The 20,701-nt window shown below is 61.1% G+C and carries 20 protein-coding genes and 1 pseudogene; 3 read left to right on the top strand and 18 right to left on the bottom strand.

Features of this window, described 5'->3' with window-relative positions:
- Positions 1-2: 2 nt before the first annotated feature.
- From J9870_RS12210 to J9870_RS12200, 3 genes are read right to left on the bottom strand one after another with little or no spacing between them, the layout of a single operon-like run.
- Entirely contained in the window at positions 3-686 is a 684-nt protein-coding gene (locus tag J9870_RS12210) for an iron-containing redox enzyme family protein (protein ID WP_210644335.1), read from the bottom strand.
- A 1-nt stretch (position 687) separates the two neighbouring features.
- Positions 688-1,233, bottom strand: coding sequence for an acetyltransferase (locus J9870_RS12205; protein WP_210644333.1), 546 nt, complete (start codon positions 1,231-1,233; stop codon positions 688-690).
- 8 nt (positions 1,234-1,241) lie between these two features.
- Positions 1,242-2,594: a phenylacetate--CoA ligase family protein gene (locus J9870_RS12200; RefSeq protein WP_210644331.1), complete on the bottom strand. Its 1,353-nt coding sequence runs from the start codon at positions 2,592-2,594 to the stop codon at positions 1,242-1,244.
- 654 nt (positions 2,595-3,248) lie between these two features.
- Here J9870_RS12200 and J9870_RS12195 point away from each other — a divergent pair.
- From J9870_RS12195 to J9870_RS12185, 3 genes are all read left to right on the top strand, one after another.
- Positions 3,249-4,718, top strand: a complete 1,470-nt coding sequence (locus J9870_RS12195; RefSeq protein WP_210644329.1) for an anthranilate synthase component I family protein — start codon at positions 3,249-3,251, stop codon at positions 4,716-4,718.
- Positions 4,715-5,299 (top strand): aminodeoxychorismate/anthranilate synthase component II, encoded by a 585-nt coding sequence (locus tag J9870_RS12190; RefSeq protein WP_210644328.1) that lies wholly within the window; start codon positions 4,715-4,717, stop codon positions 5,297-5,299. The genes J9870_RS12195 and J9870_RS12190 overlap by 4 nt, the downstream gene beginning before the upstream one ends.
- Before the next feature lie 78 nt (positions 5,300-5,377).
- Positions 5,378-6,178 carry a LuxR family transcriptional regulator gene (locus J9870_RS12185; RefSeq protein WP_210644326.1) on the top strand — a complete coding sequence of 267 codons (801 nt, stop codon included), beginning with the start codon at positions 5,378-5,380 and terminating at the stop codon, positions 6,176-6,178.
- On the opposite strand, the gene J9870_RS12180 is transcribed toward J9870_RS12185, so the two are convergent.
- The 15 genes and pseudogenes from J9870_RS12180 to J9870_RS12115 all read right to left on the bottom strand — a co-directional run bounded on the left by J9870_RS12180 (position 6,160) and on the right by J9870_RS12115 (position 20,456).
- A complete protein-coding gene (locus tag J9870_RS12180; RefSeq protein WP_210644324.1) occupies positions 6,160-7,452 on the bottom strand; it encodes a nucleotide sugar dehydrogenase in 1,293 nt (430 codons plus the stop codon). The genes J9870_RS12185 and J9870_RS12180 overlap by 19 nt on opposite strands.
- A 29-nt stretch (positions 7,453-7,481) precedes the next feature.
- Positions 7,482-8,513: an anthranilate phosphoribosyltransferase gene (gene trpD / locus J9870_RS12175; RefSeq protein ID WP_210644322.1), complete on the bottom strand. Its 1,032-nt coding sequence runs from the start codon at positions 8,511-8,513 to the stop codon at positions 7,482-7,484.
- A 64-nt stretch (positions 8,514-8,577) separates the two neighbouring features.
- A complete protein-coding gene (locus J9870_RS12170; RefSeq protein WP_210644320.1) occupies positions 8,578-9,204 on the bottom strand; it encodes a phosphoribosylanthranilate isomerase in 627 nt (208 codons plus the stop codon).
- Positions 9,201-9,989, bottom strand: a complete 789-nt coding sequence (gene trpA / locus J9870_RS12165; RefSeq protein ID WP_210644319.1) for a tryptophan synthase subunit alpha — start codon at positions 9,987-9,989, stop codon at positions 9,201-9,203. The genes J9870_RS12170 and trpA overlap by 4 nt, the downstream gene beginning before the upstream one ends.
- Complete coding sequence (gene trpB, locus J9870_RS29490; protein ID WP_246883143.1) at positions 9,986-11,197, bottom strand: tryptophan synthase subunit beta; 1,212 nt, start codon at positions 11,195-11,197, stop codon at positions 9,986-9,988. The genes trpA and trpB overlap by 4 nt, the downstream gene beginning before the upstream one ends.
- Before the next feature lie 132 nt (positions 11,198-11,329).
- Positions 11,330-11,782: pseudogene (locus J9870_RS29485) on the bottom strand (phenylalanine--tRNA ligase beta subunit-related protein); the annotation flags it as partial.
- 68 nt (positions 11,783-11,850) lie between these two features.
- Positions 11,851-12,267 (bottom strand): hypothetical protein, encoded by a 417-nt coding sequence (locus J9870_RS12155; RefSeq protein WP_210644315.1) that lies wholly within the window; start codon positions 12,265-12,267, stop codon positions 11,851-11,853.
- On the bottom strand, positions 12,257-13,174 hold the full coding sequence (locus tag J9870_RS12150) for a Gfo/Idh/MocA family oxidoreductase (protein ID WP_210644313.1): 918 nt from the start codon (positions 13,172-13,174) through the stop codon (positions 12,257-12,259). The genes J9870_RS12155 and J9870_RS12150 overlap by 11 nt, the downstream gene beginning before the upstream one ends.
- Positions 13,171-14,256, bottom strand: coding sequence for an Ldh family oxidoreductase (locus tag J9870_RS12145; RefSeq protein WP_210644311.1), 1,086 nt, complete (start codon positions 14,254-14,256; stop codon positions 13,171-13,173). Before J9870_RS12145 ends, J9870_RS12150 begins: the two co-directional genes overlap by 4 nt.
- 6 nt (positions 14,257-14,262) lie before the next feature.
- The gene (locus tag J9870_RS12140) at positions 14,263-15,537 is read right to left on the bottom strand and encodes a M20/M25/M40 family metallo-hydrolase (protein ID WP_210644309.1); all 1,275 of its coding nucleotides are present in this window, start codon (positions 15,535-15,537) and stop codon (positions 14,263-14,265) included.
- Entirely contained in the window at positions 15,521-16,390 is an 870-nt protein-coding gene (locus J9870_RS12135; protein ID WP_210644308.1) for a sugar phosphate isomerase/epimerase family protein, read from the bottom strand. Before J9870_RS12135 ends, J9870_RS12140 begins: the two co-directional genes overlap by 17 nt.
- Entirely contained in the window at positions 16,374-17,489 is a 1,116-nt protein-coding gene (locus J9870_RS12130; RefSeq protein WP_210644306.1) for a DegT/DnrJ/EryC1/StrS family aminotransferase, read from the bottom strand. Before J9870_RS12130 ends, J9870_RS12135 begins: the two co-directional genes overlap by 17 nt.
- Positions 17,486-18,619 carry a DegT/DnrJ/EryC1/StrS family aminotransferase gene (locus J9870_RS12125; protein ID WP_210644304.1) on the bottom strand — a complete coding sequence of 378 codons (1,134 nt, stop codon included), beginning with the start codon at positions 18,617-18,619 and terminating at the stop codon, positions 17,486-17,488. Before J9870_RS12125 ends, J9870_RS12130 begins: the two co-directional genes overlap by 4 nt.
- On the bottom strand, positions 18,616-19,671 hold the full coding sequence (locus J9870_RS12120; protein WP_210644301.1) for a Gfo/Idh/MocA family oxidoreductase: 1,056 nt from the start codon (positions 19,669-19,671) through the stop codon (positions 18,616-18,618). The genes J9870_RS12125 and J9870_RS12120 overlap by 4 nt, the downstream gene beginning before the upstream one ends.
- Positions 19,668-20,456, bottom strand: coding sequence for an indole-3-glycerol phosphate synthase TrpC (locus J9870_RS12115; protein ID WP_210644299.1), 789 nt, complete (start codon positions 20,454-20,456; stop codon positions 19,668-19,670). Before J9870_RS12115 ends, J9870_RS12120 begins: the two co-directional genes overlap by 4 nt.
- Positions 20,457-20,701: the final 245 nt, after the last annotated feature.

The raw sequence follows: 20,701 nt of genomic DNA, 5'->3' as shown, positions 1-20,701 counted from the left end.
ATTCAGGAGGCCTCTCGCAGCCCTTCTTCGCCAGCCAGATAGGCTCGCAACGCTTCCTCCATCAACTGCCCGGTCAGCCACAACGTGACGCGTGCCACTTCCTTGATCTGGCGACGATCTTGCTCGGTCTTCACCGCACGCTGCATGGCCGTGCGCACTTCTTCGGCGTGCTTCTCATCGATGGTCGAATGGGCGACGAAGAACGTCATCTGTTCGTCCTTCAAGCCCAGGTCAGTGCGGAACCGGTCCAGGATCGGCTGGATGTGCTCGTAGACGTCTTCGGCCCAATAGCTGTAGCCCAGCCGTGCGATCGGCCCCTTGCGGATAGCCACATCATTGAGAAAGGCGATCAGCGCCTGGGTTGGCGCCAGGGGTGCCGGCATGTCCTGCGGCAGCAGCCCGACCGACTCGAGGTCGCGCAGCACCATGCGCTCGTGGCCCAGCTCTTCCAGGGCGTGCTTGTAGACGAAGCGCAGCAACGTCGTTTCTTCCGGGTCGGCACTGTAGGCGCAAGCCGCCTGGTTGACCGAGTTGTAGCGGGTGTAGTGGTACACCTGCAACATGAGCTGCTGGTAGAGGGCTGGCGGTGTAGGGTTGTCCAGACTGAATTTCCAGTAGGCGCCCCGCTTGATCTGGGCCCAGCCCGCATCGACGATAGCGTCGAGTTCCTTGAAGAATGCTTGCATTTCAATTGGCTCCTTTAACATTGTGGTAAACACTTTCGAGTTCCAGGTACACGAGGCTGTAGCGCCGCTCGACCTGTTCCCCGGTCCAGGTCACGTCTTCCTCCAGCACGCGCCCGCCCAGGCCGACATACAGCGCAGCCAGTTGGCCGCGACACAGTGCCGAGATGAATCGCAGGTGGGTGTTGGCTTTCAGCCAGATCGCCGCCTGCAGGAGAAACATGCGCAGGTGCCGCCCGCCGCGGTAGCGCTCGTCCAGCACCAGCCGATTGGCATCGAAGGCGTCCGTCGACTGCTGGAAATAGGCGTGCACATTGACGGCCCGCTCGACGAAACTCAGGCCATGGCCCAGCGGTGTGACGCGCAGCGTCCCAACCACTTCGTCGTTGTCCAGATAAACCAGGTGGTAGGACATGGCGTCGCGCAGCTGCTCCCTTCGATCGAAGTCATCCTCCTTCGCCGGGTTGGTCCCCAGGTAGCGACTGCGCAGTTGCCTGACGGACTCGAACAGATCACTGGCGCTGTCGATCACGCGAACAGACAAGCTCATCGGTGACCTCACTGGCCTTCGCGTTGATCGACGATGCGGGCTTCTTTCCAGCTGAACCAACTGCCAAGGTTCACGTGTTCGGCAAGATCGCCCACCACCATGACCGTGGCTTCGACGCCCAGCCGTTCGCGCAGGCGCTCCTTGATCAGCAGCACCAGGCGTGCGCGATCGCCATCGAAGAAGCGCGACATCTCCAGCTTGGCGATGACGGTATCGCGCTCATTGGCGCGGCTGAGGACGATCTGATAGCCAAGGCACTGTTCCACGCCTTCAAGCAGCGCCTGCTCGATCTGCGCGGCCGAAAAAGCACGATCGTTCAGTTGCACGGCATCCTTCACTCGACCGACGACCTTGACGGTCTGGCGCATCGATTGGGGATAGCCCGGACGCGACTGGATCGAGACCAGGTCGCCCGTGCGGTAGCGGATCAACGGCTTGCTACCGGGAATCAGCATGGTTACGCACAACTCACCATCGCCGGTACCGCCCAGGCTCTCGCCGGTTTTGGGATCAAGCACTTCGATGATGTAGTTGAGACGATGAGGTACCAGTTGGTCGTTGGCGTTGCACGCCGCGATGATCATCGCTTCCTGGGAGCCATACAGACTGTTGTAGGCTTGCGCACCCCACAGGCTGTAGAGGTTGTTCTTCAACGCCGGAGTGCACAGCTCTCCACTCATCATGAAAGCTCGCAGGGCGAAGTCCTCGCGCGGGTTGAAGCCCTGGCGCTCGGCTTCCTTGGCCATGGCCAGCAACAGCCCCGGTGCGGAAGCGAGTACCCCGATCCGCAGGTCCTTGAGCAGTTGCAGCGCCTTGGGCCAGCCGATCACCGGCGAGTGCGGCCAAATCTTGGCATTGCACACGTCGAGCTGAGTGCAGACATCGCCCAGGGTGTCGCCGAAGGAGTGGACCTCGGTGGGCCCCATGATGCCGACTACGGTCTTCTCACCTGGAAAGTGCTTTTCGATCACCGCCTGATAGGCCATCGCCAGTTGACGATTGCTCGCGTAGCTTTCCTTGCGGTCCCGCGGGCATGGCGTGGCAGGCCCAGTGGTGCCTGTGGTCTCGTAATAGAAGATGCTGTCTTCCAACGGGCCGGACAGAATATCGAACCCGGCTTCGCGCAAGTCATCCTTGGTCGTGAATGGCAAGGTGACGAGGTCATCCAAGGTCAGCGAACGCTCGTCGACCTGGGCGAGGTGCCTGGCATAGAACGGCGAAGAACGCTTCACGTGGCCGATCACTTCCCGCAACTGTTCTTGGTGCCATGCAGCCAGCGCGGTGTCGCTCAGGACATCGGTCCAATAGGCATGATGAATCGGATCGTACCGCTTCTTGAATGTGTCTAAATGCTCTTTCATTTCAGCCGCTCAGGTTTGATGGGTTACTGGAACTCAACGGCCGCTACGTTAGTGACAGAAGTTACAAATACCCAGCTGCGCTATTCCGCAGTTGTGCGCGCACGAGTTTCTTGTTAAGGGCACGCGCGATTACATATGCGCGGGATAGATCAGCTGATCATTGACACTAAGAAAGAATGAAAGATTAATATCCGCCCAACTGTTGACAGCCCTGGGGCGCACTGGTAATTTCGCCGCACTGCCGATCATTCCCGCAGTGCCTAGCCAAGACTGGGATGTCTAAAATGTACTATCACCTTTCTGCTATCAGTTCCTCCCACAGCTATCCCGACAGCTGTTCCCGGGCCATTCTGGCCATCTTCAAAAGCAATATCTGGCGTCGCTAATTCAGCGAAGACCGGAGCCTGTCTGCTGCTTGCCAGCAACGTCCTGATCTTTTACCCATGAAATCGAAGGCGCTCGCGCCTTGTGTCCTGCACATTGCCTGGCCGCAATCCGTTGCAAGCCTTGTATTGCGCGCGACATAAAAAGCGTTCGCCCCGACTATTCAGGATATCCGTCAGCACCCATTTAAAGTGTTCGCGCACTTTATATTCCCGTGGCGCTCTCTTAATGGAGTGCCTGAATCGTTGCACCTAAAAAATGGTATTAACCATGAATAAACATTTAATTGACGTCAATGTTCTTCGCCGCGAAGAACGTCGATCTACAGATGCACTTGGCATATATGCAAATGCCTTGGAACAACTGGGTCGCGAGTCTGTCTTCATTCTTGAATCACTGTCCGGTCCAAGCCGTGATCGCAAGGCGACAATCATTGGGCTCGAGCCCCTTTTCGAAGTGTGTATCGATGAGGGCCAGGCACAGCTGCGCGGCTGTCCTGCGCTTTGTGAACATTTGTCCGCCTGCCTGCGCGAAGCAGACGTGCAGATAGACCACGCGTACAAGATCCATCTGCCGGACAGCGAGGCCGCATGGAACCTGCTCCGGGCGATCCAGGCTACGTTCCAGCCCGCGCCCAATGCCCCTTCCAGCCTGGCGTTCTTCGGTTATTTCTCCTACGACTGCGTGCGCCTGATCGAGCGGCTTCCCGATCTGGCCGAACAGACCTACGACTATCCGCTCATCGCTCTGTCGGTCTATCAGACACTGGTTTATTTCCACAGCAACGGCATTGTCGAGACCCTGATCAACAACCACCCGCTATGGGCACCCCGGACGGTGGAGGATTACCCCTTCCTGACCACGCCTGTGGCGGGCGAGGCAGCGGAGCTGCCACCGTATCCTGAGACATTCGAGGAAGCCCGCACGGTCACTCCGGAACAATTTTTCGAACGTGTCGAAGTGGCCATGGAGCACATCCGCGCTGGCGACGTCTATCAGATCCAGCTTGGCCATGAGATTCGGATTCGCTCGCAGGTTTCGCCATTCGATGTGTACCAGAACCTGCGTCTTCGCAACCCCTCTCCTTACATGTACCTGGCCCATGTGGGCGGTATCGACCTGATCGGGGCCAGTCCTGAGCTATTCGTCAGGATCAAGGACGACTTGATAGAGATGCGCCCGATTGCCGGCACCGTCGGCAAGAAACCTGGCGTCGATCCGACTCAGCTGGTCCTGGAGCTGACCCGTTCAGAGAAAGAACGCGCCGAGCACCTGATGCTCATCGATCTGTGTCGCAATGATATCGGTCGCGTCTGCCAGGCCGGCTCGCTGGAAGTCGACGAGTTCATGCTGGTGGAGGAGTACTCGCACCTCTATCACATGGTGTCGAACGTTCGCGGCCTGCTGCGCCCAGGCCTGGATGCCTACGACGTGATCAAGGCTTCGTTCCCCGCCGGGACCATGTCCGGCGCACCCAAGGTCAGGGCAATGGAGTTGATCGAGGGGATGGAGAGCAATCGCCGGGGTATCTACGCCGGCGCCCTGGGCCTGGTGGGTTTCGATGGCAGCGTCAATACCGCCCTGTGCATTCGCTCGACGGTCTTCGACGAGGGTACCTACCACTTGCGCGCATCCGCCGGGGTGGTCGCCGATTCCGTTCCCGAGCTGGAGTGGAAAGAGACGTTGTACAAGATGGGTTCTGTATACCGGGCAGTGACCGGCAAGGAGATCGCACTGTGAAAGTCTTCCTGATCGACGCCTACGACAGCTTCGTCTTTATCATCAGCCAATACCTGGAACAACTGGGGTTGGAAACCCGCGTCGAACGTCACGACGTGCCCGACCTGATCCAGCGTATCGAAGCTTTCTCGCCGGATTTCTGTGTACTGGGCCCCGGCCCTGGGCATCCGGCCGACGTTGGCTACATCGAAGTGATCCGGCACTTTCAGGGGCGTTTGCCGCTGCTGGGCGTTTGCCTGGGTCATCAGGCCATCGGCCTGGCCTTCGGTGCCCAGGTTTGCCGGGCCCCGCACGTGATGCACGGCAAGGTGAGCAAGATCGAGAACGATGGCAAGGGTGTCTATGACCATACGCAAGCCCGCGCCATACAGGCTACCCGTTATCACTCGTTGATGATCAGCGACCAGCAGTTACCCGATTGCCTGGAGATTACCTCAAGGTCCACCGATGACGGCTATGTGATGGGCGTGCGGCATCAGCACCTACCGGTGGAGGGGGTGCAGTTTCACCCTGAAAGCATCCTGACTGAAAACGGCCTGGAACTGTTCCGCAGTTTCATCCGGTGTCACGTGCACCAGTGATTCGCCAGGAGGGGCACACGCCCCTTCTTTTCCGTGCTCCGGCTGTTTCATTCCCGCGATAACAAGAGCGACTCGTTTATGGACAAACTCAACTCCCCCGTCTGCGACCGGACCCAGGCCGGGCGAACCGCACCGCTGACCGCCTTCATGAGTCTGGCCAAAGATGCCAACCGTTGCGATTGGGAGCGCCTGGTCAACAAAGTTTTGCGCCAGCTCGGCTTCGGCAGCTACCTCATCAGCCTGGGACCGGTAGCACGCCGGGATACCGACCCCCTCGCCGGCCTGATCACCACCTTTCCCAAACGCTGGCTGGAACACTATCGCGGTGACGGGCTGATCGAGATCGACCCGATACTGCGGCACTGTCGACGCGAGCTGGTGCCTTTTTTCTGGGACAGCGAACGCAGGCGCGCCCGTGGACGCTCCCGGCACTTCTGGCAGCAACGCGAGCAACACGGCCTGCGCAGCGGCCTGAGCATCCCGCTGCGCTACGAACTGCTCAGAGGAACACTGAGCGTGGCTTTCGACGACACCCAGATCACCGAACAGGAAGGGTTTTCCAACCCCGCCGTCTACCAGTTGTTCATGCTCATCCCCTACCTGCTCGCCGGGATGCGCCATCAACTGCAGGGGCCCGCCCAACCCCGCCAGGACCTGACGCCCAAGGAAATGGACTGCCTGTATTGGGCCAGCGTCGGTAAGACCACCTGGGAAATCAGCCACATCCTGACCTGTTCCGAGCGCACCATCGACTTCCACCTGCTCAATGCCCGACGCAAACTCGGCTCAGTGAGTCGCCAGCAGGCCGTCAGTGCTGCGGCGGCCTGCGGGTTGGTCATGCCTGCGGTTGTCCCACCGGCTTACAGGCGCCAGAAATGATAACCCTCAGCCTCGTAGGACTCTCGATCCAGGACAGCCTTGACATCGATCACACAGGCCCCGGGCAATAACTTGGTGCGCATTTGCTGCAGTGAGGTGCGTCGATAGACCTCATGCGGCACAGCCACGATCATCGCATCGCCTGCGGGCAACTGCTCCCAACTGCTCAATGCGCAGTCGTACTCACGCATGACCGTCGCTGCGTCGGCCAGTGGGTCATGCACATGGACGTTGACGCCATAGGCTCGCAATTCGACGATGATGTCGTGAACCTTCGAATTGCGTACATCCGCGCAGTTTTCCTTGAACGTGATCCCCAGCACATTGATCGTCGAGCCCTTCACCACACGGTTGGCGGCGATCAGCAGCTTGATGGTTTTCTCGACGATCCACTTGCCCATGCCATCGTTGATCCGCCGCCCGGCAAGGATCACTTGGGGATGGTAACCATGGGACTCGGCCTTGTAGGTGAGGTAATAGGGATCGACGCCAATGCAATGACCGCCAACCAGCCCCGGCTTGAAATCCAGGAAGTTCCACTTGGTGTTCGCCGCTTCCAGCACCTGGCGGGTGTCGATCTTCAGTTCCGAGAAGATCAGCGACAACTCATTCATCAGGGCGATGTTCAGGTCGCGCTGGGTATTCTCGATAACCTTGGCCGCTTCAGCCACCTTGATCGAAGGAGCCCGGTGCACGCCTGGGCGGACAATCAACTCGTACAACGCGGCCACGGTCTGCAAGCTCTGCGGACTGTCGCCGGACACGACTTTGACAATGTCGCAAAGCGTGTGAGTACGGTCCCCGGGATTGATGCGTTCAGGCGAGTAGCCGACCGTGAAGTCCTCTTTCCACACCAGCCCCGAAGCCTGCTGCAAGGCGGGAATACAGCGCTCCTCGGTCGCACCCGGGTAGACGGTCGACTCGTAGATGACCAATGCCCCGGCTTTCATATGCCGGCCAACCGTATCGCTGGCCCGTATCAAGGGTGACAAGTCCGGTTGATTCGCCGCATCCACAGGCGTGGGGACCGCGACGATGATAATGTCCGCGCCACGCAGCGCCGCTGGATCGCTCGTATAAGTGAGCAAGTTCGCCTGCTGCATCTGCTCCTCGTCAAGCTCCCCGGCCGGATCTATAGCATCGCGTAATTGATCGATGCTGTGCTGGCAGATATCGAAGCCGATGGTCGGCAAGCGCTTGCCGAATTCGACCGCCAGAGGAAGCCCGACATAGCCCAGCCCCACCACCGCGACAGTCCCAAAAGTCTGTTCCATACTTCGCTCCTTGAAACCCGGCTGTGCCTTCAATTTCGCAATCCACGGGTAAATGACAACAACGTTTCGTAGGTTTGCATTGCCTGTCCGCTGTCCAGAATGTCGGTCGCCAGCTCCAGCCCCTGGGCGATACTCCCGGCCTTGTCGCCCAGGTAGAGCGCCGCGGCACTGTTGAGCAGGACAATGTCGCGTGGAGCACCTTCCCGACCCGCAAGCACTTCCAGGCATAACGCCCGGGCCTGTTCGATGCTGCTGACCTGCAGGCTCGCCAGATCGCACACTTTCAGTCCGAAATCGCTGGGGTGGAGGTGGTACTGGCGTATGTCGCCATCCCAGAGCTCAGCGACCAGCGTGCTACCGGACAGGGAAATCTCGTCCAAGCCATCCTCGCCGTGGACCACCAGCGCCCGCTCGCTGCCCAGTGCCCTGAGTACCTGCGCCATGATCGGCACCAGCTCGGCACTGAACACACCCAGCAATTGCCTGCTCGCCGCGGCGGGGTTGGTCAGCGGGCCGATGACATTGAAAATGGTGCGGATGGCCAGCTCACTGCGGACCCGCGTCAAGCCCGGCAGAGCCGGTCGATGGACTGGCGAGAACATGAAGCCAATTCCCACCCGTTCCAGGCATGTCGCGATCTGCGCGGGCGTCAATTGCAAATCCAGGCCCAGCGCCTCCAGCACATCGGCGCTGCCACAGGTCGAGCTGACACTGCGATTGCCATGCTTGGCCACCCGCACACCCGCCGCGGCCACCACGAAGCTGGCGGTGGTCGATACATTGAACGTGGCCCGCGCATCCCCTCCTGTTCCACACAGGTCCACCAGCGGACCCGCCACCGAATGCCGGACCGGGACCAGAAATTCACGCACCACACGGGCAACACACTCGATCGCCTGGCTATCGAGGCCTTTCACTTGTAAAGCCACCAGCAACGCAGCGATCAACGAATCCGACAACTGCCCCTGCATCAACGCTCGAAAGGCACTTTGCAGCTGATGCGCCTCGACCGGCTCCCCCTGGCTGTACCGTGCAACCACTCCACGCACGTTCTGCGGCATTGTTTTCCCTCACTTGTTACCTGGGCTTATCCCGCCTGTTGGCAGGCCACGGCGGCTGCCGTCATTACTGATTGCTGCTGCGTTGCACGCGTCGCACTTGCCCGAAGGCGATCCGGGCATTTCGACAGAACTCGTCAATAGCCTGGGGCGACTTGCAACCTGGCGACGACTCCACCCCCGAGGACACATCCACGGCCGCAGGCTCGAGCGCTTCGATCAACGCGGCGACGCTGTTGACCGTCAAACCGCCCGCGATCATCGCCTCCGGGTAGCGCGCTGCCGGCCAAGGATGCGCAATCCCATGGCCTGCCCCGGCATCGACCAGCGGCAGCGCCGAGGCCCTTCGATCGCGGCGGTAATCCGACGGCATCACACGACGGATCAAAGGCCGTCCCAGTTGCTCCCAACAACGCCCCTGCTCCTGGCCATGCAACTGCACCAGATCCAGGTCCAGGGCCTGGGTGGTTTCGTACACCTGGCTGTACGGCTGATTCATGAACACGCCCACGACCCTGGCCCGGTCACCGATCAGATCGCGCAAGATCGTTGCCTGTTTGAGCGACAGTTCGCGCTTGGAACCGGGCACCATGACCAGGCCGATCAGATCGACACGGGCCTGCAGGCATGCCTGGATATCCTCCGGAGTCCGGACCCCGCACACCTTGATCGTTCCCTGTTGCCAGCTATTCATCGCCGCCCCCCGGTCTTGAAAGCCGCCAGATAGTGATGGGCCTGCGTAGCGGCTTCGCTTGGATCATCCAGCCGGCGTGCCAAGGCGCTGCCAATGATCACGCCCTCTGCCTGCTGCCACATGGCCCTGGCCTGCTCGGGGGTGCCGATGCCGAAACCGACAGCCAAAGGCAAGTCAGTAAATCGCCGTACCCTTTCCACGAACGGGCCGATGTCGGCCAGTTGGTCGCGTTCACCGGTCGTGCCCAGCACCGATACCAGATAGATGAACCCCTTGGCGTGTTCGGCAATCGCGCGCAGGCGCTTGTCACTGAGGTTCGGCGTCATCAGAAGGATCTGATACAACCCTTGTGCCTCCAAGGCAGCGCGTAACTCACCACTGGCTTCGACGGGCATGTCCGGGACAATCACCGCACTGATGCCCGCCTCAGCCGCCTGCGCGGCGAACCGCTCGTAGCCATGATTAAGCAGAAGGTTTGTGTAGGTCATGACCACCAGGGCGGGCGCCTGCTCGTCCTGGGGGAGTCCAGCGATCTGCTTCAACGCCAACGTCATGGTCATGCCATTGGCAATCGCTGCGTGGCTGGTCTGTTGGATCACCGGGCCATCGGCGACCGGATCGGAGAAAGGCACACCCAGCTCGATGACATCGGCACCAGCATTGCGTGCGGCCTTTACCAGCTCCGGCAGGCTGTCCAATGCCGGATAGCCGACCGTCAGGTAAGGCATCAGTGCCTTCTCGCCCCGCCGGGCGAGATCGGCGAAACAGCTGTCGATACGGTTCATTGGGGGTTTTCCTCCGCACTCGTGAGCTGGGCAATGGTTTGCATGTCCTTGTCGCCACGCCCGCTGAGGTTGACGATGATTCGCGCTCCCTGGGGCAGTTGCCGCGCGACCTTGATGGCGCCGGCCAACGCATGAGCGCTTTCCAGGGCCGGGATGATGCCTTCACAGCGCGACAGCAGTTGGAGGGCTTGCAGCGCCTCGTCATCGCTGGCCCAGAGATAGTTGGCGCGACCGCTGTCACGCAACTGGGCATGCTCGGGCCCGACCATTGGGTAATCCAGCCCGGGCGCGATGCTGTGGGTCTCACCTATCTGCCCATTGGCGTCCTGCAGGACGTAGGAGCGACACCCTTGCAAGACCCCGGACCGGCTCTGTCCGCCCTGGCCGAAACGAATCGAGTGATTGCCACTGCTCTCGCCCTGGCCGGCGGCCTCGACACCGAACAGTTGCACGCCAGGCTCCTCGATGAAGGCCGAGAACAGGCCGATGGCGTTCGATCCCCCTCCGACACATGCCACCAGCGCATCCGGGAGTGCTCCGTCCTCAAGCGCTGCGAACTGCTGCCGGGCCTCGTCGCCGATGACGCTCTGGAAATAGCGGACTATGGCCGGGTATGGGTGCGGGCCCAACGCCGATCCCAGCAGGTAATATGTTGTGTCGGCATTGGCCACCCAGTCGCGCAGGGCGTCGTTGATCGCGTCCTTGAGTGTCTGGGTCCCGCCGGTGGCCGCCACTACCCGCGCGCCCATCAGGCGTATGCGTTGTACGTTCAGCGCTTGGCGTTGCATGTCACGCAAGCCCATGTAGATCACGCATTCGATCCCCAGCAGGGCACAGGCCGCCGCGGTCGCCACACCATGTTGGCCTGCGCCTGTTTCTGCGATCACGCGGCGTTTACCCATCATCTGCGCCAGCAGCGCCTGTCCCAGGGCATTGTTGATCTTGTGCGCACCGGTATGGGCCAGGTCTTCGCGTTTGAGGTAGGTTTTCACCCCGATTTCCCGCGAGAAATTCTCCACCAGCGTCAAGGGAGTGGCCCGCCCCACATAGTGTTTGAGCAAGCTGCGATAGCGTTGCTGGAACGCTGCACTGGCAATGATGTGCTGATAGCGCTCGGTCAGTTCGCTGACCGGTGGCGAGAGGGTTTCAGCGATAAAACAACCACCATGGTCAGCGAACCAAGGACCTTGTCCCGCCAAGGTTTCCAGCGCCGGCGAACGCCCGCCTCCCAGGCGTTGCGCGACAAGTTGCAGGGCCGCCCTGACTGGCGTGCTGTCGAGTGGCGGCAATACGCACCCTAGCAACAACAGCTCAGAGGTGCTGTCATGCGTAGCGGTATGGACCGTGTCTCGAATGGAAAACAGCGACAGGACTTTCTTTGAGTCACGCAGCACCAGCAGGCCGGCCGGCAGCGGCTCGCGTCCTTGACCGCCGACGGGCTCGTACGATTCGTCCTCGCCAGAGAGGTCCAACAGCACCGGTCCTTCGATTCCCGCGGCATCAAATGCCCCCAGCGAAGTCATGGTAGAGACCGCCACCCAGTTGACCGTGTCGACCACCTCATTTATGCGCGGCAACCGGGCCTGGGCCCGGCCGAATGCACGGTGGATGAAGTTGGCGACCGAAGGCAGGTGCTTGCGCGGGTTGATGCCCGCACGTTGGTAGTAGTTCGCATACGGCGCAATCGACGGATGGGTCAACAACGCGTCCTTGTCCACACCTGTCCATGCCGCGCGGTTGGCCGACCAGTCAAGCCCTGCCCCATCGACGCTTCCCACACCAGGCAGGCGCATTGCCAGGACCCTGGCGCCTGGGAACTGCTCACGCGCCGCTGCCGATACATTGATCTCGAATATCTCGTTCATTGTTCTTCCTCGAAGTGCAGGTAACTGCCTAAGCCGCAATCCCTGAGGGTGCCACCGGTCAGCAGGTCGTCCGCCGCTATCAGGATGTTGTAATGGTTGGGAAAATGGCATTCGTCGAAGCCAATGACCCGACCAACGCAGGTATCGCCAAGCAGCACTCGATCACCGCGTTCGATGACCCCGGCCTGCTGGATTTCGACGAAACCGATGAAGCCGACCCGCTCAATCCGGTCGCCCGGCTCGGCCCCTGCCTGATCGGTCGTCACTACTTCGTGCAACTCGCCGCGCCGTACACAACGGGAGCGGTGCTCGATCAGCGTCATGCCACGTGCTTGCTGAGTGTGATAGAGCAGCTTCACCAGCCGTGCCTCGAGCCTGGCCTTGGATGGCCGACGGGGCTGTTCAGCGAGCATCGCGGGCCTCCATCGCATAGGTGGCGCGCACCAGCCGCACCGCATCGACACCGATCGAGCCGTCTTCGGCCATGCCCTGGATGCTCCGGGCGAGGTGGGCGATGACACCCTCGTATTCGTGATAGAGGGACGTCTTGAAACCCACGCTGTCCTTGAGCAAGTCGACGACGACCTGGCGTCCGTCGGCGTAGTCGATCACCAGGTCCTTCTGTTCGCCGTGGGCGTAGTCCCAGCTCAGTTCAACGCTCGCCTCAAGCCCGTCCGCGTTGGTTAGCGTGACCAACGCTCCCATGTCGATCCCCATCGCATTTCGACGAACCTGCGCCCCGGTGACCTCGAACCGACCCAGTACGAAGCTCAGCGTGTCGTAGACATTCGGGCCATTGTCAGCAATGCAGCCGCCGCCACAGGAAGCACTGTCCAGGTACCAGGTGTCATGGCCGGCATGATCTTCGATGCGCTCGTGATAACGCGCCCGCACATGCACCGCGTCATTGAACAGACCTTGCTTCACGGCATTGAGCAGGTGGATGTTGTAGCGTCGGTGAAAGGCCGTGAGCAGGGTCAGGTTCGAGCGGCGGGCCATGTCGCGCAACTGTTCGGCCTGGTCCAGTTCGAGGGTCAATGGCTTCTCGCAGCACACATGCTTGCCCGCCTTCAGGGCAGCCATACAGGCGGTGAAATGAAGATGGTTGGGCAGGTTGATGATCACCGCGTCGAGATCCGGGTCGGCGAGCAAGGTGGTGTAATCGGTGTGGCAACGCACATCCGTCGCTGCGAATGGCGCCAGCCGTTCGGACGCCTTGTCGCACACCGCCACCAGTTGGCACAGGGTGCTGTCTTGCAGCGCCTTGAGGTAGTAATGGGAAATCACTCCCATGCCGATGATGCCAAGCCTGATCGTCATGCCGCTGTCCTCGTGATCGGTGAAATGCCGAGTTGTCCCGCGATGCTGTCGAGCTGTTCCAACAGTGCGGCATCGACGGGAATGCCCTGTGCCAAGCGCTCGGTACGCACCCTCAGGTCAGGCGCGCCGGGATAGCTCAGCGGGTCGAACGCCGAATGCACGGGCGCCTGCGTGATGTACTGGAGTAATCGGTCCATCGATGAACGAAAGCCTTCGCCAGCGCCAAAGGCATCGGGAGACAGGGCCAGGAAGAAGTGACCGATGCTATTGCGCCCCGGTCTGGCATGGTCCGCACCCGTCTGGGCGCCACTGAGCACCCCACACAGGATCTCGACCATCAGGCCCAGCCCCAGGCCCTTGTGTCCGCCCTGCTCCGCGTAAGCCCCGCCGAGCATCGGCAACATCCCGCTGCCGTTCAGGTACGTGCCAGGATCGGTGACCTCGCGGCCCTCGGCATCGTGAAGCCAGCCCGTGGGAATGGTTTGCTGGCGTCGAATGGCCTGTTTGATCTTGCCGCTGGCGCAAACTGTAGTGCTCATGTCCAACAGGAATGGCGCTGGCATGGCAGCCACCGGAGCCGCCAGGCTGATCGGGTTCGTACCCATCAAGGGCGCCACACTGCCCAACGGGTGAGCGACGGGCTCACGACCCAGGTTGGTCATGGCCATGCCGATCATGCCGTGTTCCAGCGCCATGCTGGCGTAGAAACCCGCCGCGCCGAAGTGGGAACTGTTGCGCACCACCGCACAGCCAATCCCAAAGTCCCGAGCCTTCTCGATGGCCCGTTCCATGGCCTGCTGTCCCGCCAACAGCCCCAGCCCGCCATTGGCATCAAGGGTGGCGCAGGCCCCTTGGTCGCTGATCCACTGACCGGTGGCGGCCAGATTGATTTCGCCACTCCGGGCGCCGGCGATGTAGACATTGGCCAGGTTGGCAATGCCATGGGTATCGTGGCCGTTCAGATCGGCATGCAATAACACGGGCGCCGCCTTCTGGGCCTGGGATGCGGTGAACCCGGCTGCCTTAAGGGCAGCCACAGTGAACCCATGCAGCTCATTGGCTGCAATGCAGAAGAAATCCATAGTGTTTTATCCTTGCTTGAGAGTGTTTTCGATCGGCTCGGCAAAGCGGCGTAGCAGCCCCTTCACAGCAACTGCGAAGGTTTCCAGGTCATTGATCGAAACGAATTCACGGGAGGTATGCGCACCGTTGTCGGCCAGTGAACCCGGCCCCCAGACGATGCTGTAGGCGCCGTCGCCCTGAGCCCACATCGCATCGCAGGTGAAAGCCTGTTCGGCATCCGGGTTCGCCACGATGCCGGCCTCGCCCAACAGGCGCTGCAAGGCCACATGGTGGTTGTTCAGGACCGGCAAGCCGCGCTTGAGCCAGCGAGCGCTGCAGGTGGTACGCAGGCGTTCGAGGGTCATGAGGAAAGGCGGGCTCTGGGCGAAACGTGAACTGCATTGCTGCAACGCCTGGTCGAACGCCTGCTCGACCAGCACCTCGGCATCCCGCGCCTGAGCGGCACTGCGATAGGCAAAATTGAAGAGGCAGTGCCCACTACCGTAAACCCGGTTGTGGTGCATGCCCGTATGCAGACCGGCCAGGGTCATCTTCACCTGCAGCACGTGCAACGGCTCTGCCAACTGGGCAGCCATGGCCTGGGCGACAAAGCCCAGAACCAGCGTTGCATTGTCGCCCTGGTGCGGAAAGTCGTCGGTCGAATCCCTGCCATCCATCCGTACTTCGTACGTCATCGAGGTGGTAGAAGCATCGAAGTAACCAGGTCCTGTCGGCTCCACGAAGATGTTCAGACAGCCCAGGTGGCCTTGCTCGCACAGGTAACGGGTACCATAGACGCCCATGGCGCCCCCTTCTTCACCGGCGACCACCTGGATCAGCACGCGGATATCATCCAGTGCCCGCGGCTCTTGCATCTGCAAGGCCTCCAGCGCTGCCAGCACCGCCAGGCCTGGCCCCTTATTGTCCACCGCACCGCGCCCCTGCACGCAGCCATCGACTACCTGCACAGGCAGGTGGGGCGACACAGTGTCCATGTGGAAATTGAACATGACCGTGCGTTCCCGCGGCCCGTTGCCGATCTCCAGCACGCTATGGGGCTGCCAAGCCAGGAACTGCGGCGCCTCGTTCATCCGGCGCTGTACCGATACCGGCACCCGCGCCTCATCGGGCAAGGCACCAGGACCGTTGAACACCTCGCGCATGCCCACTGCCTGCGCCCACTGGGCGAAGAGCGTATTGGCCTGTGCGATGCCCGAGGGCTGGCCGGTCTCCATCGGGGTTACCGTGTCGATGCACAGCAGTTGCTCAAGCCGGTCTACGTATTTATCCGTGAATAGCATGTTTCGCCTCCTGGCACGATTGCAGCAAGTCCCGTGCATGCCCGGCATAGGCCTGATAGATCTGCCGTTGTCGATGCGGATCCGTAGCCGACTGTTTGAGGTGCGGGATCAGGCACAGGTGCGGCTCGATCGAAAACCAGCCGTCGTAACCCTTGTCCAACAGCAGATTGATGCAGTCTTTGGCCCGCACCTGACCTTCCCCGGGGAAGGTGTAGTGCACTTCGTCCGCTTCCCGGCCCCCATCCTTCAGATGCACATGCGCCACATGCGGGAGAACTTGGCGCAGAAACGCCAAGGCGTCATAGCCATAACTCAAGCCATTGCCGATATCGAACAACAGCTTCAAGTGATCCGAGCCAACGGCATCGAGCAATTGCAGGGTCTGCTCGGCTCCCTGGCCGGCCCACCCGGCACAGTTCTCGTGTATCAGCACGACGTCGGCATCTTCGGCCACCTCGACCAGACGCTTGAATCGCTCAATGACCGCATGCCGCCAGCGAGCCTCTTCCCAGCCACAATTGGGGTAGGACATGACACGGATCATCCGCGTCCCAAGACGCCCGGCCATCTGTAACAGGCATTGCAACTCGGCCCGGTCGGTCTGCCAGTCGGTATCGATCCTGCTGCCCCAATTGCCGATCTGCGAGGCCAAGACCACCACTTCCACGGACTGTGCGAGCAGCGAATCGCACATCGATACGCGTGATCGCTCCGACAGGTTGGCCAGCGGCACGCTGTCGACACTGCGCAGCTCCAGATGCCGCCAGCCCAGTTCCGCATGACACGCCAACTGCTCGGCCAAGGACGCGCAGCCTTCATCGGCGATCCCCGTGAGCTTAAATGACCTCGGCATGGCTGAACTCCTTCAACGCCTCGATGACGCGCGAAACCTGCCCGTCACTCATGCCGGAGCACAGGGGCAATGCCAGGCATTGCTTGCCCAGCAGACGCGCATTGGGGTAGTGCGCCGGCCCTGCGGACCATTGGACAAACGCCGGCTGCTCGGGCAGCGGCACAGGAAAATGCACGCGGGTCTGGATACCGCGGGCGGTGAGATGCTTGGCCAGCCTCTCACGCTCTGCACTGCGCACGACGTAGGCGTGAGGGGAGAAATCCGAGGTGCCGCGATGCTGGCCGAGCAACACGCCATCGCAAGCTTCGATGGCTTCGTCGTAGGCCTTTGCAATCGCCTGCTTACGGGCCAGATGCAAGTCGTTTTCCCGCAACCGGGCCTGTAGCCAGGCGGCATTGGTCTCATCCATGCGGCTGTTGTATCCCAAGCGCTGGTGATAAAAGCGCCGGCGGCCGTCCTGCCCATGATTGCGCAGCATCCGGACGGCTCCCGCTACCTGGTCGTCGTCGGTAATCACCGCGCCACCGTCGCCGATACCGCCCAAGGGTTTGGCCGGAAAAAATGAATACACACCAATGTCACCGAGCGTGCCGGCATGACGGCCGCGCAGGCGCGCACCGAATGCGGTGGCACTGTCCTCGAGAATCAGGACATCGTCGGGCAGTGCCTCACGCAACGCATCGATGTCAGCCAGACCGCTGAACAAGTGGGCGACCAATACCGCCCGCGTCCGAGGGGTCAGGGCGCGGACAACGGCCTCGGCCTCGAGCACGCCGCTGCTGGGGGCTACGTCCACGAATATCGGCGTTGCACCCGCCTGCACAATGGATGAGGCGGCCGATACGTAGCAGAAAGCCGGCGTTATGACCTCATCTCCCGGGCCGATACCGGAGGCAATCAGCGACAGAGTCAGGCCGGAGGTCGCAGAACTGACACAGACAGCGTGGCGCGCGCCGACCTTGGCTGCCAGGGCTTGCTCGAAAGCCAGGACCTGCTGTTTGAGAATGAAATCGCCTTGTTGAACCCGGGCAGCGAGAATCTCGAGTATCTGTGTCTGGGCATTGGGATAACGGCGTTGGAAATCCTGGTACTTGATCATGACAGGGCTCCGGCAGTGGCATAGAACTCGGTGATCGCCTGGCACACGCGGGCAACGTCTGACGCAGTCAGATCGGCATAGAGAGGAAGCCCCAACGCCCTTGTGGCGGCCCGCTCGGCGACCGGGAAGCGGCCCTCGGCATGGGTTGGCCCGGCACACACCGGTTGCAGGTGCAGCGGCAGCGGGTAATAGGCCTCGACCCCAATCCCTCGCGCAGCGAGATGCTCAGCCAGGCCGTCACGGTTCTGAGCCTCGATCAGGTAGACATAGTCAACGCATCGCTGGCGCGCTGCCCGGGGCAACGTGACCGGCACCTGCAGGTGTTCACCCAAGGAGCCCAGGTGCACGTCGTAGGCATCGCGAAGCGCGGCACGCCGTTCGATTTCCTGGTCCAGCTCGGGCAATCGTGCCCTCAGCCACAAGGCCTGCAGGTCGTCCATTCGGCTGTTGTAGCCCAGGCACTGCGCAAGCCCGCTGGCATCGCGGCCATTGTCCAGGATCTGTCGCACACGCCTGGCCAGATCCGCATCGCGAGTCAGGACCATCCCGGCATCGCCGAGCGCACCCAGGGTCTTGGTGGGGAAGAACGACAGTACGCCAAGGTCCCCAATCAGCCCGGCATGCCTGTCATTCCAACGCATTCCGATGCCTTCGGCGCTGTCCTCGACAACCCTCAGCCCGTGTCGGCGGGCGATGTCCATCAAGGCGTCCATGTCGGCCATTTGCCTGAACAGATGGACCGGCATGATGGCCCGAGTACGCGGGGTGATGCACGCCTCGATCAAGCAGCAGTCGATTGCGTAGCTGCCAGGTTCGATATCGACGAACACCGGCGTCGCCCCCACTTGCAAGATGCAGGAGACCGAGGCAAAAAAGCTGTAGCAAGGCACGATGACTTCATCACCCGGACCGATGCCCAAAGCCATCAGGCAGATGATCAGCGAATCGGTAGCGTTGCCGGTGGCGATAGCATGGGGCGCGCCGGTATAGGTTGCGATGGCCTGCTCAAAAGCCCGTACCTGTTGGTCATTGACCCAACCAGACTGTCGATGAAACTCTGCCAGTCCCTCCTCCAGCAGCGGCAAGGCGCGGGTGAATCCTTCGGTGATCTGGAAAAACGGAACACTCATCGAACGGCCTCCTTGGCCATATGCATATTGATCGACGCCAATGCGCTCGCAGAGGCAACGCCGCGAGCCTGCTCCAGCAACTCGACAACCTGCTGGTTGAACGCCACTGTGCCGCTGCGAGGCATATCGCCGCCGTGACCTTGCAGATGGTTCCTGAAATAGCGGTAGTACTCGCCCACACACGTTGTCAGGGGTTCGTCAGCGAAGATTTGGTGAGCGGTACTGCTACTGTGCTCGGTGTCACATCTGAGCTGTGCATAGCTATCGTCGGCACCGACAGGGAAAAATCCTTCGCAGCATTCGCCACTCTCCAGTTGCAGGCGCACACTGCGTTGGCGGATCGGGCTGGCAAGATCCGATTCGAGCAGCACCTCGATGCCTTGCTCATCGTGCCAGCCGATGCTGCCGGCCTTCATGGCCTGACGCAGCTTGCCTTCGACGCGCAGATCTTCGGTGTGCGCATGAAACCCGGACGCCGGAGCACCTGCGAACAGCAAGGCCAGGCTGACTTGGTGCGGCATTTCAATGTCGAACAGGTGTTCGCCATGGCGGGTGAAAGAGCGCGAAAAACGAGGTTTGTCATGGATGACGTGCACGCTGCGAAGCGGCTGCCCACTGGCTTCCAGCCATCGGGTGAGCCGTGGAACCAACTGGCTGTGGCCCCACACTGAAACCACCAGGATCTGCGCGCCATATTGTTGTTCCATGGAGCGCAACGCTTCGGCCTCGGCCAGGTTCATCACCATGGGTTTCTCAATGATGATGTAGCGGAAACCGGCCATAAGCGCCTCGCGCACATGACGCAAGTGCAGGGCCGGTGGCGTACAGATATGCACGACACCTACCTTGCCCTGTAGGGCCGACGCCTCGGGCAGGCAGCGCTGCATCACCAGGCCATCGACCAACCCACTGCCAAGTTCGGGATCCACGACCGTGATGGTGGCGTCGACGTCGGGCAGGCAGCCCTGGCGATGCAATGAGCGCAGGCTGGCCAGATGCAGGTTTCTTCCACAGTGACCAAAGCCAAGGATTATTGAGTGCAGCATCGTCATACCGACTCATCCGTGCCCAGCAAGCGACGAGCCTCCAGGCAAGGGTCGGCAGCCGTCAGCAGGCGTTCCCCCACCAGCGCGGCGCCAAAACCGATGCGCTCCACCAACCGCATGTCCTTTGGACCGGCAACACCACTTTCCGCCACGGCAATGACCGACGCAGGCAGGAGCTCAAACAATTGGGCGGAGCGGTCGAAGTTGACATTGAAAGTGTCGAGGTCGCGATTGTTGATACCGACGATCGACGCGTCGACCGACAGCGCCTGGTCGATGTCCGCCTCGTCGAACGTCTCCACCAGTACATCCAACCCCAACTGGTTCGCCAAGGCATGCAGCCGCGCAAGGCTGCCAGGCGGCAGGCAGCGGACGATCATTAACACCGCGTCGGCCCCCAGTGCCCGGGCCTCGTAGACTTGGTACTCATCGACGATGAAGTCCTTGTACATCACCGGCAATGTAATTTCAGGGTGGTTGGCCAGCATGCCAACGACATACGGCGCATTACCGAAAAAGCGACTGTCGGCGATGACCGAAAGGGCACTGGCTCCTCCAGCCTGGTATGCCATCGCCAACTGCAGCGGATCATAGTCGGCACGCAACACGCCCTTCGACGGCGAGCGGTATTTGGCTTCGGCAATGAGGGCGATCCCCTCGCCCGCCAGGGTGCCGGCAAAGGGACGGGGCGCTCGCGCGTCACGAATTCGCTTGAGCAGGGCATCGATACTGTGCGCCTGCTTACGCTGAGCCGTTTCCTGGACTTTGTATCTGACAATCTCTTCGAGCATGGATCGACCACCGTCAATGAGTTTGGGACAGCGCCGGTAACAAGGCTCTGGAGCAACAGTGAGCATGTCCCCTGTCCGCCGGCGAGGAGCAAACCTAATGACAGTGAAGGGTTAAAACCACCTACCCAATGGGGTAGGCAGACAGCAGAATGCCATCGCAGGTGGGCTTCGCCAGCCCGAGGTGGCACTGCCCCTGAAGACTTTCCAAGCTGATTTCGCTGGGGTATAACGAACCTCGGGAACAG

Origin of the sequence: Pseudomonas sp. Tri1 (assembly GCF_017968885.1) — a bacterium.
Classification (GTDB): Bacteria; Pseudomonadota; Gammaproteobacteria; order Pseudomonadales; family Pseudomonadaceae; genus Aquipseudomonas.
This window is presented reverse-complemented; position numbering and strand designations above follow the sequence as displayed.